Below are 18809 nucleotides of genomic sequence, written 5' to 3' on the forward strand. Positions count from 1 at the left end.
CCGCGCCATGGACCGTATCCTCATCCGCGGCGGCAACCGTCTGAAGGGCCGCATCGCCATCTCGGGCGCGAAGAACGCTGCCCTCACGCTGCTGCCCTGCGCGCTCCTGACCGAAGAGCCGCTGACGCTGCGCAACCTGCCGCGTCTCGCCGACGTCGACAGCTTCGGCCACCTGCTCAACCAGTTCGGCGTCTCGACCATGATCGAGGGCGCCCATCCCAGCGACTTCGGCCGCGTGATGACGATGCGCGGGCAGCGCCTGACCTCGACAGTCGCGCCCTATGACATCGTCCGCAAGATGCGCGCTTCGATCCTGGTGCTCGGGCCGCTGGTCGCGCGCGCGGGTGAGGCGACCGTGTCGCTGCCGGGCGGCTGCGCGATCGGCAACCGCCCGATCGACCTTCACCTCAAGGCCCTGGAGGCATTGGGCGCGGAGATCGAACTCGCCGCCGGCTATGTGAAGGCGACGGCGCCGAACGGCCGTCTGCCGGGTGGCCGCGTGACCTTCCCGATCGTCTCCGTGGGCGCGACCGAGAACGCGCTGATGGCCGCCGTGCTCGCCTCCGGTTCCTCGGTGATCGACAACGCCGCGCGCGAGCCCGAGATCGTCGATCTGTGCCGCTGCCTCGTCGCGATGGGCGCGCGCATCGACGGCATCGGCACCGAGCGGCTGGAGATCGAAGGCGTTGATCGCCTCCACGGTGCGACCTATGCCGTCATGCCCGATCGCATCGAGGCGGGCAGCTATGCCTGCGCGGCCGCGATCACCGGCGGTGCGGTTGAACTGGCGGGGATCGCCGCCGAGGACATGCGCGCGACCATCGACGCGCTGGTCGAGGCGGGCGTCACGGTCGAGGAGCGCCGCAACGCGCTGTTCGTAGAGGCGACCGGCCCAATCGGCCCGCTTACCCTGTCGACCGCGCCGTTCCCGGGCTTCGCCACCGACATGCAGGCGCAGTTCATGGCGATGCTGACCAAGGCCAATGGCGCCAGCGTGCTCACGGAGACGATCTTCGAGAACCGCTACATGCACGTGCCGGAACTGGCCCGCATGGGCGCCGACATCCAGGTGCGCGGCCGCGTCGCCGTGGTGCGCGGTGTCGACAAGCTGGTCGGCGCGCCCGTGATGGCGACGGATCTCCGTGCGTCGATGAGCCTGATCATCGCCGGCCTCGCCGCCGAGGGCGAGACCTCGGTCAGCCGCATCTATCACCTCGACCGCGGCTATGAGCGGCTCGAGGAGAAGCTCCAGGCCGTCGGCGCCGACATCCAGCGCGTCGGCGGGGAATAAGGGGAGGGGGCGCACGGCCCCTCCGTCAACCCGCTAACGGAGTCGAGCAGCCGGGATCAGACCGTCCGCTCGCCCATGCCGCAATCCGCGGCTTCGGACAGCTCGATCTGCAGCGTGGCATGGCCGATCCCGAAGTCGTGCGACAGCCGGTGCTGCGTGCTCGCCAGGAACGCATCGCCCGGGTGCCCGCCCGGCATCACCAGATGCGCGGTCAGCGCCGTCTCGGTGGTGCTCATCGGCCAGATGTGCAGGTCGTGCAGCCGCGCCACGCCGGGCAGCCCCTCCAGCATCGCCGCCACCTTGTCCGGATCGATCCCCGGGGGCACCGCCTGCAGCGCGAGCACGGTGGATTCCTTGAGCAGCCCCCAGGTGCTCCACAGGATCACCGCCACCACGAGCAGGCTGACCGCCGGATCGATCCACGCCGCCCCGCTCCACAGGTAGAGTGCGCCAGCGACCACCACGCCTGCCGAAACCGCGGCGTCCGCGGCCATGTGCAGGAACGCGCCGCGGATGTTCACGTCGCCCTTGCGGCCGCTCGCGAACAGCATGGCCGTGCCCAGGTTCACCACGATGCCGATGGCGGCGACGATCATCACCGGCCCCGCCTCGATCGGCTGCGGATCGGACAGGCGTCGGAATGCCTCCAGCGCGATGGCGCCCACCGCCACCAGCAGCACCAGCGCGTTCGCCAGCGCCGCCAGGATCGAGGAGCCGCGCAGGCCATAGGTGAAGCGCTTGGACGTAGGCCGCTTGGCAAGCTCCGCGCCGCCCCAGGCGATCAGCAGGCCCAGCACGTCCGACAGATTGTGCCCCGCGTCCGCCAGCAGCGCCACCGAGTTGGTGAGGAAGCCCGCACCACCCTCGATCGCGACGAAAGCAAGGTTGAGCGCGGTGCCGATCGCAAAGGCGCGGCCGAAGTCGGCGGGCGCATGGCTATGCCCGTGGCCGCCGTGCGCATGGCCGTGGCCGTGGCCGTGACTATGTCCGTGATTCGCGTGGTCGTGTCCCATCCCGGCCTGGGTAGCTGGCCGGGGGGAGGTGATGCTAGCCCATCGGTCGCGCCTCAGACGCTGCCCTTGCGTCCCATCTTCTCGACGCGCGCGACCACGTCCTCGCGCACCGCGGGGCACACGAACTTGCTGATGTCGCCGCCGTAGAGGGCGATCTCCTTCACCAGCCGGCTGGCGATCGGCTGGAGCGAGACGTCGGCCATCAGGAACACCGTCTCGACCCGCGGATTGATCTGCTGGTTCATGCCGGCCATCTGATATTCGTATTCGAAGTCGGCGACGGCGCGCAGGCCTCGCACGATCACGCTGGCATGCTCGCGCTCGGCGAAGTCCATCAGCAGCGAATCGAAGCTCACCACGCGGATATCGCCGCCGATGTCGGCGACTTCGCGCTCCACCATCGCCAGCCGCTCGGCCAGCGAGAACATCGGCGACTTGGACGGGTTGGTGGTGACGCCGATCACCAGCCGGTCAACCAGCTTGGCGCCGCGGCGGATGATGTCCATGTGACCGCGCGTGATCGGGTCGAAGGTGCCGGGATAGACCCCGATGCGCACGCTCACCGATCGCGCTCCAGCACATAGCGGGCGATGTCGCACAAGAGGTCCGCCTCCGGCCCGAAGGCGTGGAGATGCGCCACCGCCTGGTCGATCAGCATGCGCGCCTGTTCGCGCGCGCGCTCCTGGCCCAGCAGCGAGACGAACGTCTCCTTGCCGGCGTCGCCATCCTTGCGAAGCGCCTTGCCGACCGCCGCTTCGTCGCCCTCGACGTCGAGCAGGTCGTCGGCGATCTGGAAGGCGAGGCCCAGGTCATGCGCATAGCCGCGCAGGCCGGTGCGGCCCTCTGCCGGCAACCGGCCGAGGATCGCGCCCGCCTCGACCGAGCAGGCGATCAGCGCGCCGGTCTTGAGCGCCTGCAGGCGGGTCACGGTGGCAAGGTCGAAACGGGTGCCCTCCGCCTCCAGGTCCATCGCCTGGCCGCCCGCCATGCCCGCCGGGCCGGCCGAGCGCGCGAGGTCCGCGATCAGTTCGACGCGCACCCGCGGATCGGCATGGGTCTCCTCGTCTGCCAGCAGCTCGAAGGCGAGCGCGTGCAGCGAATCACCCGCCAGGATCGCCGTCGCCTCGTCGAACGCCTTGTGCACCGTCGGCTTGCCGCGGCGCAGGTCGTCGTCGTCCATCGCCGGCAGATCGTCGTGGATCAGGCTGTAGACGTGGATGCACTCGATCGCGGTCGCGACGCGCGCCAGGCAGGTGCGGTCCACCGCGAACAGCTGGCCCGTCGCGAACACCAGCAGCGGGCGCAGCCGCTTGCCGCCGCCGATCGCGGCATGGCGCATCGCCTCGTACAAGGGTGCGCGTGCATCCTCGGGCACCGGCAGCAGCAGGTCGAACTGCCGGTCGATCTCCGCCCCGACCTCGCGCAGCGCGGCCTCCAGCGACGAGAGGGTTTCGGCGGTCGCCACGTCAGCCTGCGGCAAAGGGCGTGGTGCCGATCGGGCGGCCGTCGGCGCCCAGGCGGATCGCCTCGATCCGCTCCTGCGCGGCATCCAGGCGGGCGGCGCAATGCTGGCGCAGCTTGTCGCCCCGCTCATAGAGCTGGATCGCCTTGTCGAGCTCCTCGTCGCCCGTTTCCAGCCGGCCGACGATCTGCTCCAGTTCCTTGAGCGCCTGCTCGAAGCTGAGCCCCGCGACGTCCTGTTCTTCTGTCATGCGCGAGCTATGCGGCAGGTGCGGCAAAGGCGCAACCGCCGGACCGATCGCCGCGCTGCCGCGTTACTGCGGCAACCCCGAACCGTCGAGAAAGCCCCCATGTTCACCAGCATCAACCCCGCCACGGGCGAGACCGTCGCCACCTATCCCGAGCTGACGGACGCCGAAGTGGAGAAGAAGGTTGCCGCCGCCCACGCGGCGTTCGCGCAGTGGCGCACGACCGATCTCGCCACCCGGACGGCGCTGCTCTCCGCGATCGCCGACCAGTTTGAGGCGCACAAGCAGCGCCTGGGCGAGATTGCGACGCGCGAGATGGGCAAGACGCTCAAGTCCGCGATCGCCGAGGTCGAGAAATGCGTCAGCGGCTTTCGCTACTATGCCGAGCACGGCCCGAAGCTGCTGGAGCCGGTCGAGGTGCCGCTGGCCAAGGGGACGGGCACCGCGCGCTGGCTGCCGATCGGCGTGGTGCTGGCGATCATGCCGTGGAACTTCCCCTATTGGCAGGTGGTGCGCTTCCTCGCCCCCTGCATCCTCGCGGGCAACGTCGGCCTCCTGAAGCATGCCTCGCTCACCCAGGGCTGTGCGCAGGCGATCGAGGAGATGGTGACGGCGGCCGGCGCGCCGGAGGGGCTGTTTGCAAACCTCGGAATCCCGTCGCGCCGGGTCGCGCCGCTGATCGAGGACGACCGCATCGTCGCCGTGACCCTCACCGGCAGCGAGGGCGCGGGCATCAAGGTCGCGGAGGCCGCAGGCCGTGCGCTCAAGAAGGTGGTGCTCGAACTCGGCGGCTCGGACCCGTTCATCGTCATGCCCTCCGCCGATCTCGACGCGGCGGCCCAGGCGGCGGTCACCGGCCGTATCCAGAACGCCGGGCAATCGTGCGTCTGCGCCAAGCGGATGATCGTCCACGCCGACATCTACGACGCCTTCCTCGACAAGTTCGCGCAAGGCATGCGCGACGCCAGGGTCGATGACCCGATGGCCGAGGACACGACCATGGGGCCGCTCTCCAGCGTGGAGCAGCGCGACACCGTCCTCGAACAGGTCGCGACCGCGCAGGAGAAGGGCGCGCGGCTGCTGATGGGTGCCGAAAAGATCGATCGCCCCGGTGCCTGGATGACGCCCGGGGTGCTTGTCGACGTGCCGCTCGACGATCCGGTCGCGCAGGAGGAACTGTTCGGGCCGGTCGCGATGGTGTTCCGCGCCGCCGACATCGACGAGGCGATCCGCATCGCCAACGACGTGCCCTTCGGCCTCGGCTCCAGCGTCTGGACCAAGGATCCGTCCGAGCAGGAGCGCTTCGTGCGCGACATCGAGGCCGGCATGACCGCGATCAACCAGATCCTCGCCTCCGTGCCGGAGGCGCCGTTCGGCGGCATCAAGCGCTCCGGCCACGGCCGCGAGCTCGGCCCCTGGGGCCTGCACGAGTTCATGAACCTGAAGGCCGTGCTCCGCGCGCCGGAGACGGCGCCGAAGGACGCCGGCAGCGCCGCCAGCGAATAGCGAAATAGCGGTTTGGGCGTACCCCGGCGGAGGCCGGGGGCCAGTTGAGGTGGCCGCGCGAGGTTCGCTGCCCTTTCAGCCGACATCGCAACTGGACCCCGGCCTTCGCCGGGGTACCGGAACCAACGGCCGACGGACCGTGCGCCGCGCGCGAACCCGCCCCGGCGGAACTACGGCGTCGGCGTGCCCGCCCAGCCGCCGCCCATCGACTGGTACACGGCCACCAAAGCGGTCAGCTGGTCGGCGCGCGCCTGGGCAAGCGCCAGCTGCGCATTGAACAGGCTGCGCTGCGCATCGAGCTGCTCCAGATAGGGGCTGTAGCCGGCACGATAGCGGTTGGTCGCGTGCCGCAGCGTTTCGGCCAGCGCCACCCGCTGCGCCTCCAGCCGGCGCTGCTGTTCGCCCAGCCGATCGACCGCGGCCAGTGCATCCTCCACCTCGCGGAACGCGGTCAGCACCGTCCGCTGATAGCCGAACGCCGCCTGGTCCCGCCGGGCGGCCGAAGCCTCGACGCCGCCCCGCAGCCGTCCGCCCTGGAAGATCGGCGCGAGCACGCTTGCCCCCAGCGACCAGATGCCGACCGGGCTGCCCAGCGAGCTGGAGAACAGCTCACCCGTCGATGCCGCCAGGTTGAGCGAGGGAAGAAACGCCGCGCGCGAGGCTGCGAGCGTCGCGTCCGACGCGGCCAGGGTCAGCTCGGCCTGCGCGATGTCCGGCCGCCGGCGCAGCAGTTCGGAGGGTAGGGTGGCCGGGATTGCCGGCGCCTGCAGCGTCGCGAGCGTGGCCCCGCGTTCGATGGCGCGGGGCGACTCGCCGATCAGCACCGCCAGGGCATCCTCCTGCCGCCGCGCGGCGAGTTCGAGCGTCGGCAGAGTCTGCGCGACGTTCTGATACTCGGCTTCCGCCTGGCGGAGCTCCAGTTCGGAGGTGTAGCCGACTTCGGCGCGATTGCGGGCGATGCGCAGCGCCTCGCCGCGGGAGGCGATCGTATCGCGCGCGATGGCGATGCGAGCATCCAGCCCGCGCAGGGTGATGTAGCCGGATGCGGTCGCCGCAGCGACGCTCAGCCGCGCGGCGTCCGCCGCAGCGGCCGCGGATTCGGCGGACAGCCGCGCCGCCTCGACCTGGTTCGCGATGCGCCCGAACAGGTCGATCTCATAGGCGGCCTGGAATACCGGCTGGGCCGAGGTGCCGACCCCCGGCTGGCCGAGCGCATTGACGCTGCGCGATTCGGTCAGGCTGGTGCCGGCGCTGAGGGTCGGCAGCCGGGCGGCGCGGGCGATCGTCTCCTGGGCGCGCGCCTCCCGCACCCGCGCGACCGCGATCCCGATCTCGCTGTTGCGGGCAAGCGCTGCCTCCACCAGCCGGGTCAACACCGGGTCGCCGAAGCGCTGCCACCATTGCGCGTCGACCGTCGCGCTGGCCGGCAACTGCGTGCGCCATGCCGCCGGAGGCGTGACGGAGGCACCGGCGGGCGGGGGCGTCTCGGGTGGGGTGCAGCCGGCAGCCAAGGCGACCGCCGCAAGCGCGCAGAGGCTGCGCCTCATCGCGCGGTCGGAGCGGGGGTGCCCCGCGTGTCCACGCGTGCGTCCACCGACATGCCCGGCCGAAGCCGGCCGAACAGCGGGTCGTTGCGGTCGATCGCGATCCGCACCGGGATACGCTGCGCCACCTTCACGAAGTTGCCGGTGGCATTGTCGGGGCGGATCACGGTGAACTCGTTGGCGGCGGCCGGCGCGATGCGCTCGACCCGGCCGTGCAGTTCGGCGCGGGCGAGCGCATCGACGCGGATGGTGGCTGGCTGGCCAGGCGCCATGCGCGCGGTCTGCGCTTCCATGAAATTGGCCATGACCCACACGGTTGGCGGCACCAGGAACACCAGCTGCGTGCCCGCGGTGACATATTGCCCCAGCCGCACGCCCACCTCACCCAGTCGCCCGTCCTGCGGTGCCCGGATCACCGTGTTCGCGAGGTCGATCTCGGCGAGGCGCAGCGCCGCGCGCGCACCTTCGACCGCCGCCTCCAGCCCGCCGCGGCCGACCGAAACCGATCGTACCTGTTCCTGGGCGACGCTGCGCTGCGCCTCGGCTTGGTGCACGGCGGCTTCCGCCTGGCGCAACGCGGCGAGCGTCTGGTCGCGCTCGCGCAGCGACACCGATCCCTCGTCCACCAGTTCGGCGACGCGCCGCATGTCCGCCTGCGCACGGGCGAGCTGGGCGCGCGCATTCTCGACCGCCGCGGCCTGGCCGCCCAGCGTCGCCTGGCTCGACCGCTGGCTCTGGGCGGAGTTGCTGAGCGTGGCCACCTGGGTGGCGAGCTGCGCGCGCGCCTGCTCCACCCGCTGGCGATAGATGCGGTCGTCGATCCGAGCGAGCACCTGCCCCTTCTTCACCACCTCGAAGTCGCGGACGGCCACCTCGGTGATATAGCCGTTGACCTGGGGCGCGATCACCGTCGTCTGCCCGCGGACATAGGCGTTGTCCGTTTCCTGGAACGCCGTGGTGAAGGGCGGCAGGCCCCAGGCGTAGAGTGCCAGCAGCACGCCCGCGACCAGCATCGCGACGAAGCCGATGGTCGCACGCAGGCTGCCGCGCGGCGGTGCCCAGCCGCGGGAGGGCGCCGGCGCGGGAGCGGCGGCCGCGTCGGCCTCGCGCGGCACCTCGATCGGATCCTTCAGCCGCTCGTGCGGCTCCGGGGCGGGGGTGCGGGTGTCGCTCACGTCGTCTGTCGCATCCGTTGCACTGCCAGGAGTTCCTCTGCGAGCGGGTTGACCCCGCGCACCTTGTGATAGAGCCAATAGCCGCCGAGCCACACGGTCAGCACGACCGAGAGCATCGCGACCATGAGGAAAACGTCGTTGTACGCCAGGATGTTCGCCTCGCGCGTGACCAGCTGGGCAAGCAGGCTCGTGCCCTGCGCCTGCTGCCGGACGGGATCGCCGATCGCCGACGCATAGGCGCCGCCGAGTTGCCGGATGCGCGACACGACCTGCGGGTCCGTCGTCGTCAGCGCCTGCGTGATCTGAAACGCGTGGAACTTCTCCCGCACGATCTGCAAACTGCCCAGCAGCGACGACCCGACCAGCCCGCCCATCGTTTGCGAAATGCCGAACACGGCGGAAAAGCTGATGATGTGGCTCGGCCCGCGGGCGAGCGCGCGGAAGATGCCGATCATGATCATCGGCCCTAGGAAGAACAGCGCGGCAAAGGCGATCAGCGCCTGGCTCAGGTAGAGGTTGGCCGGCCGGGTGAGGTTGGTCGCGTGCGAGTCCATCCACGCCGCGATGCCGATCAGCACCACCGACGCGATCACCGGCAGCCCCAGCTCGTTAGGCGTCAGGGTCGCCAGGCTCACGCAGATGCCAGCGATCGAGGCGAACACCACCACCACGTTCAGCGTGACCAGCTGCTCGTTGCCCATGCCCAGCGCGGTCAGCAGGCCGATGGACCCGAAATTCTGTTCGGACAACAGGATGCGCATCGATGCTGCGACGATTGCGAAGCGCAGGATGTTGCCGTTGCGCATCCAGCGCGTGTTGAGCAGCGGGTTGGCCCGGTTGTGCTCGATCAGCAGCGCGGTCCCGATCAGCGGGATCGCCGCGGCGATCGCATAGCCCAGCCATTCGGTCGTCCACCACTGAATGCGGCCCTGCACCAGCACCGCGCACAGCAGCGCCATGCCCGGCGCGAACAGGGCAAAGGTCAGGAAGTCGATCCGCTCGAACGCCTGAAACCGCTCGCTCGGCGGCAGGCGGAGCAAGCCGACCGAGGCAAGCGCGGCGAGGGTCAGCCCGAGCTCGAACAGGAACAGGTTCTGGATATGGCCGTCCAGCAGCAGCAGCGGTGAGATCACCCGCGCCAGCGGCAGCGCCACCGTGGAGGAGCCGAAGCCGATGATCATGCCCGACAGGCGCATCGACGCCGGCAGCGACTGCATGATGTACATGAAGCACAGCGTCGTGAGCGCGCTTCCCACCAGCCCGGCCGCCCCGCGGACGATCAGCTGGGTCACATAGCCGTGGACAAACAGCTGGAAGACGTTGAGGCACAGGAACGCGATCAGGAACACGCGGGTGAAGCGCTGCAGGCCGAACTGCTGGCGGAACTTGATCAGCAGCATGCCCATGCACACGCTGGTCATCGCGTTGATCGCGGTCAGCCAGCCGCCCTGCACGGGTGTCAGGCCAAGCGAACCTTGGATCTGGGGCAGGTTGGCAGTGAGCAGCCCGTTGTTCAGGCCACCCGTGATCCCAAGCAACGTGCCCACTGCGAAATAGGCATAGCGGCGGCCGAGCGGATGCTCGGGCGTCGCCGGCGAACCCGGAAGCAGCGGCCGCTCGTGCGGCTTGAATTCATAGGCGGTGGCGACGGCTCGACTCCGCTCAAGGACGACGGCTGGGAGACGATCAACTTTTCGCGCGGGAAGTCGTTCCGTTGCGGAGATGAAACGGCCCGCTGACGCGGAACCTTGCCGATCCTCGCGCGTCGCACCGACAGGCGCGGGCAGACCCCCTTTTCGAGGCCGGGCGCCGCGCCGGCAGGAGACAGACATGGCGGAACAGAATCCCGGTAACAGCACCTCCGAACCCGCAGGCGACGGTGCCGCAACCACGGGAGCGGGCATCGGCGGCGCGGACAACGCCTTCGGCGGCGACGGCATGCCGGGCGGATCGGGCGATGCGGCCGGCGGCATGGCCGAGGGGCTGCGCGCCGCGGGCGAGCGCATGCGCGCGGCCGGCGGGCAGATCGCCGGCCAGGGCAGCGAGCTCGGCCTCAGGATGCTCGACCAGGCCGAGACCAACACCCGCGAAGCCTTTCGGATGATGCGTGCCGCCGCCCAGGCCCACGACATGACCGAGGTGATGCGCCTGCAAAGCGAATATCTGCGCGAACAGAGCACGCGCTCGGTCGCCCAGGCCCGGGAAATCGGCGAACTCATCGCAAGCTTCGGCCGCGCCACCATCGGCCAGATGACCGGCAAGTCCTGACGCCCCTGGTCGGCCGCGGCTGGCCAAGCGACAGGTGCAACCGCCTCCGTCTCCCGCTAGGAACGGCGGAATGAGACGGAGACGGGGATGTTGAGACGAGGCGTACTCGCTGCGCTCGCGCTGCTGGGGCTGGCGGGTGCTTCCGCCTTCACGCCCGTTGCTGCACAGCCGCGGTCGCCGCTGGTGCTCGCCGCGGCCAGCCTGCAGGAGTCGATGAACGCGGCGGCCGACGCCTGGGCGCGCCGCGGCCATCCCCGGCCGCGGCTGTCGTTCGCCGCCAGTTCGGCACTCGCCCGGCAGGCGGCTTCCGGTGCGCCGGCAGACCTGTTCGTATCGGCCGATCGCGATTGGATGGATGACCTCCAGCGGCGCGGGCTCGTCGTGCCCGGCACGCGCACCGATCTTCTCGGCAACCGGCTGGTGCTGATCGCGCCGAAAGGCAGCAGCGCTCGCGTGGCGTTGCGCGCCGGCGTCGATCTCCGCCGCGCGCTTGGGCCTCGCGGGCGGCTCGCCATGGCCAATCCCGATGCGGTGCCGGCGGGCAAATACGGCAAGGCGGCGCTCGAAAAGCTCGGCGGCTGGCAGCAGGTCGCGCCGCTGGTGGTGCGCGGCGAAAGCGTCCGCGCGGCGCTGGCGCTGGTGGAGCGCGGCGTGGCCCCGCTCGGCATCGTCTACGCGACCGACGCGCGCGCCTCTGCAAAGGTGCGGATCGCCGGGGTGTTTCCCGCCGGCAGCTACCCGCCGATCGTCTATCCCGCGGCGCGCCTGAAGAACGGGACCAGCCCGGATGCGGAGGCGTTCCGCCGCTTCCTGAACAGCCGCGAGGGCAAGGCGATCTTCGCCCGCTTCGGCTTCTCGACGCGCTGAACGGTGGAATTGTCGCCCGAGGAGTGGACCGTCGTCTGGCTGTCGCTGCGCGTCGGCGGAGTGGCCGTGGCAGCGGCGCTGCCGGTCGCCTTCGCGCTCGCCTGGCTGCTCGCCCGCGGGCGCTTCCCCGGACGGGTGCTGCTCGACGGCATCGTCCACTTGCCGCTGGTGCTGCCGCCGGTGGTGACCGGCTGGCTGCTGCTGCTCGCCTTTGCGCCGGCAGGCCCGATCGGCGCATTCGTCGAACGCTGGACCGGCGAGACCGTGCTGTTCCGCTGGACCGGGGCTGCGATCGCGGCGGCGGTGATGGCGCTGCCGCTGATGGTGCGCGCGATGCGCCTCTCGATCGAGGCCGTCGATCGCCGCCTCGAATCGGCCGCGCGCACGCTCGGGGCAGGGCGGGTGCGCGTCTTTGCGACGATCACCCTCCCGCTGAGCCTTCCCGGTGTGCTCGCAGGCGCCGTGCTCGGCTTCGCGCGCGCGCTCGGCGAATTCGGCGCGACCATCACCTTCGTCTCCAACGTGCCGGGGGAGACCCAGACGCTGCCGCTCGCCATCTATGATGCGCTCCAGGTGCCCGGGCGCGAGCCGGCGGTGCTGCGGCTGGCGCTCCTCTCGGTGGCGCTCGCCCTGGCGGCGCTCGTCGTCTCCGAGGTGCTGACCCGCCGTTCCGGGCGGAGGCTGCATGTCCTTTGACGTCGATGTCGTGCTCCGCCGCGGCGACCGCAGCTTCGCGTGCCGGATCGCGCCGGCACCCGGGCTGACGGTGCTGTTCGGACCGTCCGGAGCCGGCAAGACCACGGTGCTGAACATGGTAGCCGGCCTGGTCCGCCCCGATCGCGGCCATGTCAGGGTGCGCGAGCGCACGCTGTTCGACTCCACTACGGGCATCGACGTGCCCGTCGCCCGGCGGCAGGCCGGCTATGTCTTTCAGGAGGCGCGGCTGTTCCCGCACCTGCGGGTGCGCAGCAACCTGCGCTACGGCGCCCGCCGCGCGGCGCGGGAGGGCGCGCTGATCGGCTTCGACGAGGCGGTGGCGCTGCTGGAACTCGAACCCCTGCTCGATCGCTGGCCGCGCACGCTCTCGGGCGGGGAGGCGCGCCGCGTCGCGATCGGCCGAGCGCTGCTTTCGGGCGCGCGCTTCCTGCTGCTGGACGAACCCATGTCCTCGCTCGACCGCAACCGGCGCGAGGAGGTGATGCGCACCATCGAGCGGCTCCGCGACGAACTCGCGCTCCCCATGCTGATGGTCACCCACGATCCCGGAGAGGTCGAACGCCTCGCCGGGACGGTCGTGGAGATGTAAGCCTTCTCCTGCCCCGGCGTGCCGCTTACCCCCGGTAGCGCAGCCCCACCCACAGCGTCCGCGGCGACGCCCGCTCGATCACGTCGGCGCCGCTGATCCCGGTTTCCACCCGCTCGTTGAGCAGGTTCTCGCCCCGCAGCTCCACCGAGAAGCCGGCGCGAATGGGTGCCGCGAAGAAGGCGTCGACCGTGGTCGCAGGCGCCAGCGCCTCCTCATTGGCATCGTCCTCGAACTGGCGGGCGGCGTGGCGCAGCGTCAGTGCGGCGCCCCAGCCGCCCTGCCGCCAGTCGACGGTCGCCGACACCAGGTCGCGCGGCGTCTGCGCCGGCCGCAGCCCGTCGAGCGCCGCGGCGCTGCCCGACGCCTCCACCAGCGGATCGGTGTGCGACCAGGACACGCGCGCGCCGACCGGCCCCGGCCGGTAGCTCGCATCCAGCTCGAACCCCTTCGACTCGATCGCGTCGAGGTTGCGCCGCACCCGATAGACGCCCGCCGCCGACACGAAGCCCACGCCCGGGAAATTGCCCGGCCCGCGGCCCTCCGTCACATTGGCGATCGCATCCTCCAGCCGGTTCCAGAAGAAGGTGCCCGACAGCTGCATGCCCGGCAGCGGGGTGAGGGTGACGCCACCCTCGGCCCCGGTCAGCTGCTCCGGCGCCAGGTCGGGATTGGCCGCGGTGGCGTCCGGCCCCACCCGGAACGGCCGGTAGAGTTCGTTGAGCGTCGGCAGCCGCCACCCGCGATAGGCCGCCGCGCGCAAGGCGATCGCATCGCTCGCCTGCCACGCGATCCCCGCACGCCCAGTCGCTTCGCTGCCGTCGCGATCGGCAAAGCGCGTGTCGGTCAGCGCCGCGCCCCCGGTGAGCGCGCGCTCGTCGAGATGCCCGTCCTCGATCCGCCACCAGTCGACGCGGCCGCCCAGCGACAGGGTCAGGTCGCCCAGCTGCGCCGATCCGTCCGCAAACAGGCCCAGCGTCTGCGTCCGTCCGCCGGTCTCCCGGCGCCGGGTCGGGCTGCCAGCGACGAAGGTGTAGCGTTCCTGCGTGCGCCCCTCGAGCGCCCGCACGTCGCCACCCAGCCGCAGCGAAACGCCCTTGCCGACCGGCGGCGCGACTTCGAAGCGCGCGCCGATGCCGGTGGCCGGCACGTTATACTGGTCCAGCGACTGGGTGGCGGTGGTGCGGGTCGCGTCGATGCTCGCAAAGCTGCTCGCAAACGCCCGCGTCTGGACGTAGCCGAGCGCCGACCAGCCCCAGCGGCCGCGCCCGACCAGCCGCACGCTCGCGTCCGCGCCCTCGCTGCTGTTGTCGGTGAAGGCAGTGCCGCGCTCGCGCCGGTCGGTGAAGGCGCTGACGTTGACCTGCACTTCCGTCTCCGGCGCGAGCGCGATGCCCGCTCGGATCGCGCCCGACGCCTGCTCATAGGGGGCTGCGCGATCGGCGGGGCCGCGGTCTTCCGCCACGGTCGGCACGAAGCCGTCGCCCCGGGCATAGGCGCCCGACACGGTCGCAAAGCCGCTGCCGCGCACCAGCGTTGCCGATCCGTTGGCCTCCACCGAGTCGCGGCTGCCATAGGCGATGCTGCCGGTGAGCGGCGACAGCTGGTCCGGCGTCGCGCTCTCCAGCTCGACCGTGCCGGCGAGCGCGCCGGAACCCCAGAAGCCGCTGCCGCCGCCGCGGGTCACGCGGATGCGGCCCAGCCGCTCGGTCGCATAGGCGGGGAAGGCGACCCAGCCGCCGAACGGGTCCGCCTGCGGCACGCCGTCCAGGATCAGCAGCGCGCGGCTCGACGCATTGCCGCCGACGCCGCGCAGCGACAGCCCCTGCGCGGTCGGATGCGCCGATCGCGAGTCGGCGCGGCGGAACTGCTGCAGGCCGGCCGCATCGGCGAGCAGGGTTTCGAGCCGATGGCTCGCCTCCGACAGGATGCGCTCGCGGTCGATCTCGACCACTGCCACCGTCGCTTCGGCGGGTGTCTCCAGCCCGCGACCGGTGACCACCACTTCGTTCGCGGGCGGCGTTGCCTCCTGCGCCGCGGCGGCGGCAGGAGCGCACACCGCGAGCGCGGCGATGGAGTGCGACAGCTTCATGGTGGAAATCCCCTTGTGTCCGGCCCGCGCCCTATTGCCTTCGCGCGCCAAGCTGAACCGAAAAGCGCGGGCATCCAGCGAATGCGGGTTGGCCCGCCCGTAGCATCGCTTGCTTGTGCCCGCGGCGGCTTGCACCCATGTAGCCGTCATGCACACCGCTCCCAACTCGCTCGCCCTGATCGGCAACACTCCGCTCGTCCTGTTGAAAGGTCCAAGCGAGGCTGCGGGCGCGGAAATCTACGGCAAGTGCGAGTTCACTAACCCCGGCGCCTCGGTGAAGGATCGCGCGGCGCTTTCGATCATCGAGGATGCCGAGGCACGCGGCCTGATCGCGCCCGGCGGCACCATCGTCGAGGGGACGGCCGGCAACACCGGCATCGGCCTGGCGCTGGTCGCCAACGCCAAGGGCTATCGCACTATCATCGTCATGCCGGAGACGCAGAGCCGGGAGAAGATGGACACGCTGCGCGCGCTGGGGGCCGAGCTCGTGCTGGTGCCGGCGGCGCCCTATTCGAACCCCGGTCATTTCGTGCACACCTCGCGCCGCATCGCTGAGGAGACGCCGAACGCGATCTGGGCCAACCAGTTCGACAACATCGCCAACCGTCGCGCGCACATCACCGGCACCGCGCCCGAGATCTGGGACCAGATGGACGGCCGCATCGACGGCTTCACCTGCGCGGCTGGGACGGGCGGAACGCTCGCGGGCGTCGGCTTGGCGCTCAAGGAGCGCGATCCGAACGTCACTATCGCGCTCAGCGATCCGCACGGCGCCGCGCTCTACGAATATTATGCCTGCGGCGAGCTGAAGTCCGAAGGGACCTCGGTCGCGGAAGGGATCGGCCAGGGGCGCATCACCGCCAACCTGGAGGGGGCGCCGATCGACACCCAGTTCCGCATCTCCGATGCCGAGGGCTATGAATGGGTCCGCCGCCTCCTGGACGAGGAGGGGATCTGCGTCGGCCTGTCGTCGGGCATCAACGTCGCCGGGGCCGTACGCTTGGCGCGGCAGCTCGGGGCCGGCAGCCGGGTCGCGACCATCCTGTGCGACACGGGCTTTCGCTATCTCTCCACCCTCTACAACCCCGAATGGCTGGCGGCGAAGGGCCTCGCACCGCGACGCGAAGCGGCGGCAGCCTGACGCCACGGTCGACAGTGCCGGACGATTCGACTAGTTCTCCTTCACGCATGCCGAATGCCAATGAACAGCTGAGCGCGATGCAGCGTGTGCGGGTCGGGATGACCGGCCTCGCCGTCGTGCTCATCCTCATCCTGCTGGCGAGTGCGCTGGTCAGTTCCGCGCGCAACGATGCGCCGGTGGTGGCGGTCGGCGCGCCGAACGTGGAGACGGTCGCCAACATGACCGGCACCGACAAGGGCGTGAGCACCGCCGACGCCGGTCGCGAGCCGCTCGCCGAGCTCGGCATCGCGCCCGCCGCCACCAACAGCATCGCGCCCCCTGCCAAGCTCGCGCCGATGGAGCCGCCGGCTTCGATTCCCCAATAGGGGCGGTTTCCACCCGCTGACGGACGAGCTCGCGCATCGCCATCCGGCGTTCGCGTTCCCGCGCCTGTGCCCGCGATCGGGCGGCGTTTCCCATTCTCTCCCACTGCCATTCGCCCGCTCCCGCCTCCTCCACGGGAGCCGGGTTCTTGCGCGTGCCAGTGAATCTCGGACCAAGCGGGAAAAAGTGGCGGTAAATCCCACTCTCACCCAGGTTAGCCCATTGTGGGCCAAAGATGGATTTGATACGAATGTGTCAACGAGGGGGCAGCACCTCCGCCGCGAAGCCGAAGCGCGACTGGCCGGCGCCAGCATCGTGAGGACAGCGGGGAAGGCGACGCTGCGCGACCGATTGGGGCAGCGTGTCAGACCGAGAACTCTATCTGAGCTACGGGCTGCAAGCAGTTGACGCCAAAGGGCGAGTCGCTGTTCCCGCAAAGCTGCGCGCCGCACTGGAGCGCAACGCGGACGCTCGCGACCTGCTGATCGCGCGCGACTCCCAGCACGGCTGCTTGGTCGGGTTCGACGTCAACTGGCCCCGCATCCTGCACGCGCGCATCGATCCGCGCGAACTGGCGGTCGAGGACAGCGGGGAGGCGGTGGACTACAACGTGGCGGGCAACGCGTTCGGCAACCTGGAATCGGCGCCGTTCGATAGCGCCGGCCGCTTCGTGCTGCCGACCTTCTTCCGCCGCCGTGCCAAGATCGAGAAGTGGGCCTTCTTCCACGGCCGCGGCAACACCTTCAACATCTGGAACCCCGAAGCGCTGCTCGCCGACGAGAGCATCGCCGAGGAGACGCGCGAGCTCGTCGAGTTCTGCATGGAAGAGAAGGGGCTGCGATGAGCGACGCGCCTCACATCCCCGTGCTGCTGGACGAGGTGCTCGAGGGCCTCGCGATCGAGGCCGGCGAAGTGCATGTCGACGCCACCTTCGGTGCCGGCGGCTATACGCGTGCGATGCTCGGCCGGCGCGCGCGGGTGATCGCGTTCGATCGCGATCCCGATGCGGTGGCGAATGCCGCGCCGACGCTTGCCGAGGCGGGCGAGCGGCTGACGCTGGTCGAGGCGCCCTTCTCCTCCATGGCCTCGGCGCTGGCGGATCTGGGTGTGGTGCCCGTCGACGGCGTGACGATGGACATCGGCGTGTCCTCCATGCAGCTCGACCAGGCGGAGCGCGGCTTCTCCTTCCAGGCGGACGGGCCGCTCGACATGCGGATGAGCCAGTCGGGGCCCACTGCTGCCGACTTCGTCAACACCGCCGACGAGGCGGAGATCGCCGACGTGCTCTATCACTATGGCGAGGAGCCGCGCTCCCGCCGGGTGGCGCGCGCGATCGTCGAGGCGCGTCCGATCACCCGCACGGCCGAGCTGGCATCGATCGTCCGCCGCGCGCTCGGCCACAAGCCGCACGAGAAGAAGGATCCGGCGACCCGCACCTTCCAGGCGCTGCGCATCCACCTGAACGCCGAGCTCGACGAGCTCGAGCGCGGGCTGGAAGCGGCCGAGCGCGTGCTGAAGCCGGGCGGGCGGCTGGCGGTAGTCACCTTCCACAGCCTGGAGGATCGCATCGTCAAGCGCTTCCTGCGGGAGCGCAGCGGCAGCACGCCTTCGGGATCACGGCACATGCCCGCCCAGGCGGCAGGCCGCGCGCCCAGCTTCGGATCTCCCGCCAAGCCGGTCCGCGCCGGCGAGGCGGAGCTCGCGCGCAACCCGCGCGCACGATCGGCAACATTGCGAACCGCCCGGCGTACGGCCGCCGCGGCATGGACAGAGGCAGGAGTGAAGTAATGGCAGCGTTCGGGTTCAAGACACTCGGCTGGTGCCTGTGCGTGGCGGTGGTCGCGCCCGCCTTCTACCTCGTCACCTCGCAGGTGGCCGCCGAGCGCAGCCGTGTCGAATCGGTCGAGCGCGCGATCGTGAAGGCGCGCAACGACATCCGCGTGCTGGAGACCGAGTTCGACACCCGCGCCAACCTCGCCCAGCTGGAGCGCTGGAACGGCGACGTCCTCTCGCTGGCCGCTCCGCGTGCCGAACAGTTCGTGGGTGGCGAGGCGATGCTGGCCCAGCTGCCCGGCCGCACGCCCGGCGACGATGTCCAGTTCGCCTCCTATGTGGTGCCGAGCGCCGGGGTGGTGCTGACCGCCGCGACCATGGCGCAGGCGGAGGCGGACGCCGCCGCAGCCAAGGTCGCAGCCGAAGCGGTGACCACCCGCGCACCGGTCGCCACCGCCAGTGTCGTGTCGGCCAAGCCCGCCGCCGCAGCAGCACCGGTCACCGTCGCGCGGACGCAGCCGGCGCCGCGCAAGGCTGCCGCCGCACCGGTCGCCGTCGCAAGCGCCGCGCCCGCTGTGCGCAAGCCTGCCGCCGCCCCGGTCCGTACCGCCGGCCTGGTGACTGCTGCCCCCAGCCGCCCGGCCGAGCGCAAGGCACAGGCCGTGGCGATGCTCGATCAGACGCTGCTCAGCGACCGCACCTTGCGTGATCTCGCCCGCGGCGCCCGGCAGGAGGCGGTGAAGAACCGGTGATCGTCGTCGTCG

Annotated in this window: 19 protein-coding genes; 11 read left to right on the top strand and 8 right to left on the bottom strand. The window is 70.8% G+C overall.

Translation table 11 applies throughout. The annotated features are described in order from the left end of the window. The first annotated feature begins 7 nt into the window (after window positions 1-7). Window positions 8-1291, top strand: coding sequence for a UDP-N-acetylglucosamine 1-carboxyvinyltransferase (gene murA, locus EDF69_RS06955; RefSeq protein ID WP_132883209.1), 1284 nt, complete (start codon window positions 8-10; stop codon window positions 1289-1291). A 56-nt stretch (window positions 1292-1347) separates the two neighbouring features. On the opposite strand, the gene EDF69_RS06960 is transcribed toward murA, so the two are convergent. The 4 genes from EDF69_RS06960 to EDF69_RS06975 are packed head-to-tail and all read right to left on the bottom strand — an operon-like array spanning window position 1348 to window position 4016. Further along, window positions 1348-2304 carry a cation diffusion facilitator family transporter gene (locus EDF69_RS06960; RefSeq protein WP_132883210.1) on the bottom strand — a complete coding sequence of 319 codons (957 nt, stop codon included), beginning with the start codon at window positions 2302-2304 and terminating at the stop codon, window positions 1348-1350. Window positions 2305-2357: 53 nt separating this feature from the next. Then, window positions 2358-2810 (bottom strand): pantetheine-phosphate adenylyltransferase, encoded by a 453-nt coding sequence (coaD, locus tag EDF69_RS06965; RefSeq protein ID WP_239555747.1) that lies wholly within the window; start codon window positions 2808-2810, stop codon window positions 2358-2360. 53 nt (window positions 2811-2863) lie between these two features. Beyond that, window positions 2864-3769: a polyprenyl synthetase family protein gene (locus tag EDF69_RS06970; protein ID WP_339538017.1), complete on the bottom strand. Its 906-nt coding sequence runs from the start codon at window positions 3767-3769 to the stop codon at window positions 2864-2866. A 1-nt stretch (window position 3770) separates the two neighbouring features. Continuing rightward, window positions 3771-4016: an exodeoxyribonuclease VII small subunit gene (locus tag EDF69_RS06975; protein WP_132883213.1), complete on the bottom strand. Its 246-nt coding sequence runs from the start codon at window positions 4014-4016 to the stop codon at window positions 3771-3773. 99 nt (window positions 4017-4115) lie between these two features. On the opposite strand from EDF69_RS06975, the gene EDF69_RS06980 reads away from it, so the two are divergent. After that, window positions 4116-5519: an NAD-dependent succinate-semialdehyde dehydrogenase gene (locus tag EDF69_RS06980; RefSeq protein WP_132883214.1), complete on the top strand. Its 1404-nt coding sequence runs from the start codon at window positions 4116-4118 to the stop codon at window positions 5517-5519. Window positions 5520-5689: 170 nt separating this feature from the next. On the opposite strand, the gene EDF69_RS06985 is transcribed toward EDF69_RS06980, so the two are convergent. The 3 genes from EDF69_RS06985 to EDF69_RS06995 are packed head-to-tail and all read right to left on the bottom strand — an operon-like array spanning window position 5690 to window position 9785. Next, window positions 5690-7066 carry an efflux transporter outer membrane subunit gene (locus EDF69_RS06985; RefSeq protein ID WP_132883215.1) on the bottom strand — a complete coding sequence of 459 codons (1377 nt, stop codon included), beginning with the start codon at window positions 7064-7066 and terminating at the stop codon, window positions 5690-5692. Then, window positions 7063-8238, bottom strand: a complete 1176-nt coding sequence (locus EDF69_RS06990) for an HlyD family secretion protein (protein WP_339538018.1) — start codon at window positions 8236-8238, stop codon at window positions 7063-7065. The genes EDF69_RS06985 and EDF69_RS06990 overlap by 4 nt, the downstream gene beginning before the upstream one ends. Beyond that, entirely contained in the window at window positions 8235-9785 is a 1551-nt protein-coding gene (locus EDF69_RS06995) for an MFS transporter (protein WP_204991329.1), read from the bottom strand. The genes EDF69_RS06990 and EDF69_RS06995 overlap by 4 nt, the downstream gene beginning before the upstream one ends. Before the next feature lie 283 nt (window positions 9786-10068). On the opposite strand from EDF69_RS06995, the gene EDF69_RS07000 reads away from it, so the two are divergent. The 4 genes from EDF69_RS07000 to EDF69_RS07015 all read left to right on the top strand — a co-directional run bounded on the left by EDF69_RS07000 (window position 10069) and on the right by EDF69_RS07015 (window position 12679). Beyond that, the gene (locus EDF69_RS07000) at window positions 10069-10506 is read left to right on the top strand and encodes a phasin family protein (RefSeq protein WP_239555354.1); all 438 of its coding nucleotides are present in this window, start codon (window positions 10069-10071) and stop codon (window positions 10504-10506) included. 87 nt (window positions 10507-10593) lie between these two features. Continuing rightward, window positions 10594-11373, top strand: coding sequence for a molybdate ABC transporter substrate-binding protein (gene modA, locus EDF69_RS07005; RefSeq protein ID WP_132883216.1), 780 nt, complete (start codon window positions 10594-10596; stop codon window positions 11371-11373). 9 nt (window positions 11374-11382) lie between these two features. After that, complete coding sequence (modB, locus tag EDF69_RS07010; RefSeq protein WP_132883288.1) at window positions 11383-12069, top strand: molybdate ABC transporter permease subunit; 687 nt, start codon at window positions 11383-11385, stop codon at window positions 12067-12069. Further along, entirely contained in the window at window positions 12059-12679 is a 621-nt protein-coding gene (locus EDF69_RS07015; RefSeq protein ID WP_132883217.1) for an ATP-binding cassette domain-containing protein, read from the top strand. Before modB ends, EDF69_RS07015 begins: the two co-directional genes overlap by 11 nt. 25 nt (window positions 12680-12704) lie before the next feature. Here the strand turns inward: EDF69_RS07015 and EDF69_RS07020 are convergent, their stop codons facing one another. Next, window positions 12705-14768 (bottom strand): TonB-dependent receptor, encoded by a 2064-nt coding sequence (locus EDF69_RS07020; RefSeq protein WP_132883218.1) that lies wholly within the window; start codon window positions 14766-14768, stop codon window positions 12705-12707. Window positions 14769-14916: 148 nt separating this feature from the next. On the opposite strand from EDF69_RS07020, the gene EDF69_RS07025 reads away from it, so the two are divergent. The 5 genes from EDF69_RS07025 to EDF69_RS07045 all read left to right on the top strand — a co-directional run bounded on the left by EDF69_RS07025 (window position 14917) and on the right by EDF69_RS07045 (window position 18797). Further along, the gene (locus tag EDF69_RS07025; RefSeq protein ID WP_132883219.1) at window positions 14917-15909 is read left to right on the top strand and encodes a cysteine synthase A; all 993 of its coding nucleotides are present in this window, start codon (window positions 14917-14919) and stop codon (window positions 15907-15909) included. 47 nt (window positions 15910-15956) lie between these two features. Further along, complete coding sequence (locus EDF69_RS07030; protein WP_239434590.1) at window positions 15957-16274, top strand: hypothetical protein; 318 nt, start codon at window positions 15957-15959, stop codon at window positions 16272-16274. A 359-nt stretch (window positions 16275-16633) separates the two neighbouring features. Beyond that, window positions 16634-17116: a division/cell wall cluster transcriptional repressor MraZ gene (locus EDF69_RS07035; RefSeq protein ID WP_132883220.1), complete on the top strand. Its 483-nt coding sequence runs from the start codon at window positions 16634-16636 to the stop codon at window positions 17114-17116. Beyond that, window positions 17113-18060 carry a 16S rRNA (cytosine(1402)-N(4))-methyltransferase RsmH gene (rsmH, locus tag EDF69_RS07040; RefSeq protein ID WP_132883221.1) on the top strand — a complete coding sequence of 316 codons (948 nt, stop codon included), beginning with the start codon at window positions 17113-17115 and terminating at the stop codon, window positions 18058-18060. The genes EDF69_RS07035 and rsmH overlap by 4 nt, the downstream gene beginning before the upstream one ends. Next, entirely contained in the window at window positions 18060-18797 is a 738-nt protein-coding gene (locus EDF69_RS07045; protein WP_204991330.1) for a hypothetical protein, read from the top strand. The genes rsmH and EDF69_RS07045 overlap by 1 nt, the downstream gene beginning before the upstream one ends. Window positions 18798-18809: the final 12 nt, after the last annotated feature.

The sequence above is a fragment of the Sphingomonas sp. JUb134 genome (assembly GCF_004341505.2).
Taxonomy (GTDB): domain Bacteria; phylum Pseudomonadota; class Alphaproteobacteria; order Sphingomonadales; family Sphingomonadaceae; genus Sphingomonas.

Coding starts and splice junctions, on each gene's coding strand:
- murA (WP_132883209.1), top strand. CDS start 8: ATGGACCGTATCCTCATCCGCGGCGGCAACCGTCTGAAGGGCCGCATC.
- EDF69_RS06960 (WP_132883210.1), bottom strand. CDS start 2,304: ATGGGACACGACCACGCGAATCACGGACATAGTCACGGCCACGGCCAC.
- coaD (WP_239555747.1), bottom strand. CDS start 2,810: ATGGACATCATCCGCCGCGGCGCCAAGCTGGTTGACCGGCTGGTGATC.
- EDF69_RS06975 (WP_132883213.1), bottom strand. CDS start 4,016: ATGACAGAAGAACAGGACGTCGCGGGGCTCAGCTTCGAGCAGGCGCTC.
- EDF69_RS06980 (WP_132883214.1), top strand. CDS start 4,116: ATGTTCACCAGCATCAACCCCGCCACGGGCGAGACCGTCGCCACCTAT.
- EDF69_RS06985 (WP_132883215.1), bottom strand. CDS start 7,066: ATGAGGCGCAGCCTCTGCGCGCTTGCGGCGGTCGCCTTGGCTGCCGGC.
- EDF69_RS07000 (WP_239555354.1), top strand. CDS start 10,069: ATGGCGGAACAGAATCCCGGTAACAGCACCTCCGAACCCGCAGGCGAC.
- modA (WP_132883216.1), top strand. CDS start 10,594: ATGTTGAGACGAGGCGTACTCGCTGCGCTCGCGCTGCTGGGGCTGGCG.
- EDF69_RS07015 (WP_132883217.1), top strand. CDS start 12,059: ATGTCCTTTGACGTCGATGTCGTGCTCCGCCGCGGCGACCGCAGCTTC.
- EDF69_RS07020 (WP_132883218.1), bottom strand. CDS start 14,768: ATGAAGCTGTCGCACTCCATCGCCGCGCTCGCGGTGTGCGCTCCTGCC.
- EDF69_RS07025 (WP_132883219.1), top strand. CDS start 14,917: ATGCACACCGCTCCCAACTCGCTCGCCCTGATCGGCAACACTCCGCTC.
- EDF69_RS07030 (WP_239434590.1), top strand. CDS start 15,957: ATGCCGAATGCCAATGAACAGCTGAGCGCGATGCAGCGTGTGCGGGTC.
- rsmH (WP_132883221.1), top strand. CDS start 17,113: ATGAGCGACGCGCCTCACATCCCCGTGCTGCTGGACGAGGTGCTCGAG.
- EDF69_RS07045 (WP_204991330.1), top strand. CDS start 18,060: ATGGCAGCGTTCGGGTTCAAGACACTCGGCTGGTGCCTGTGCGTGGCG.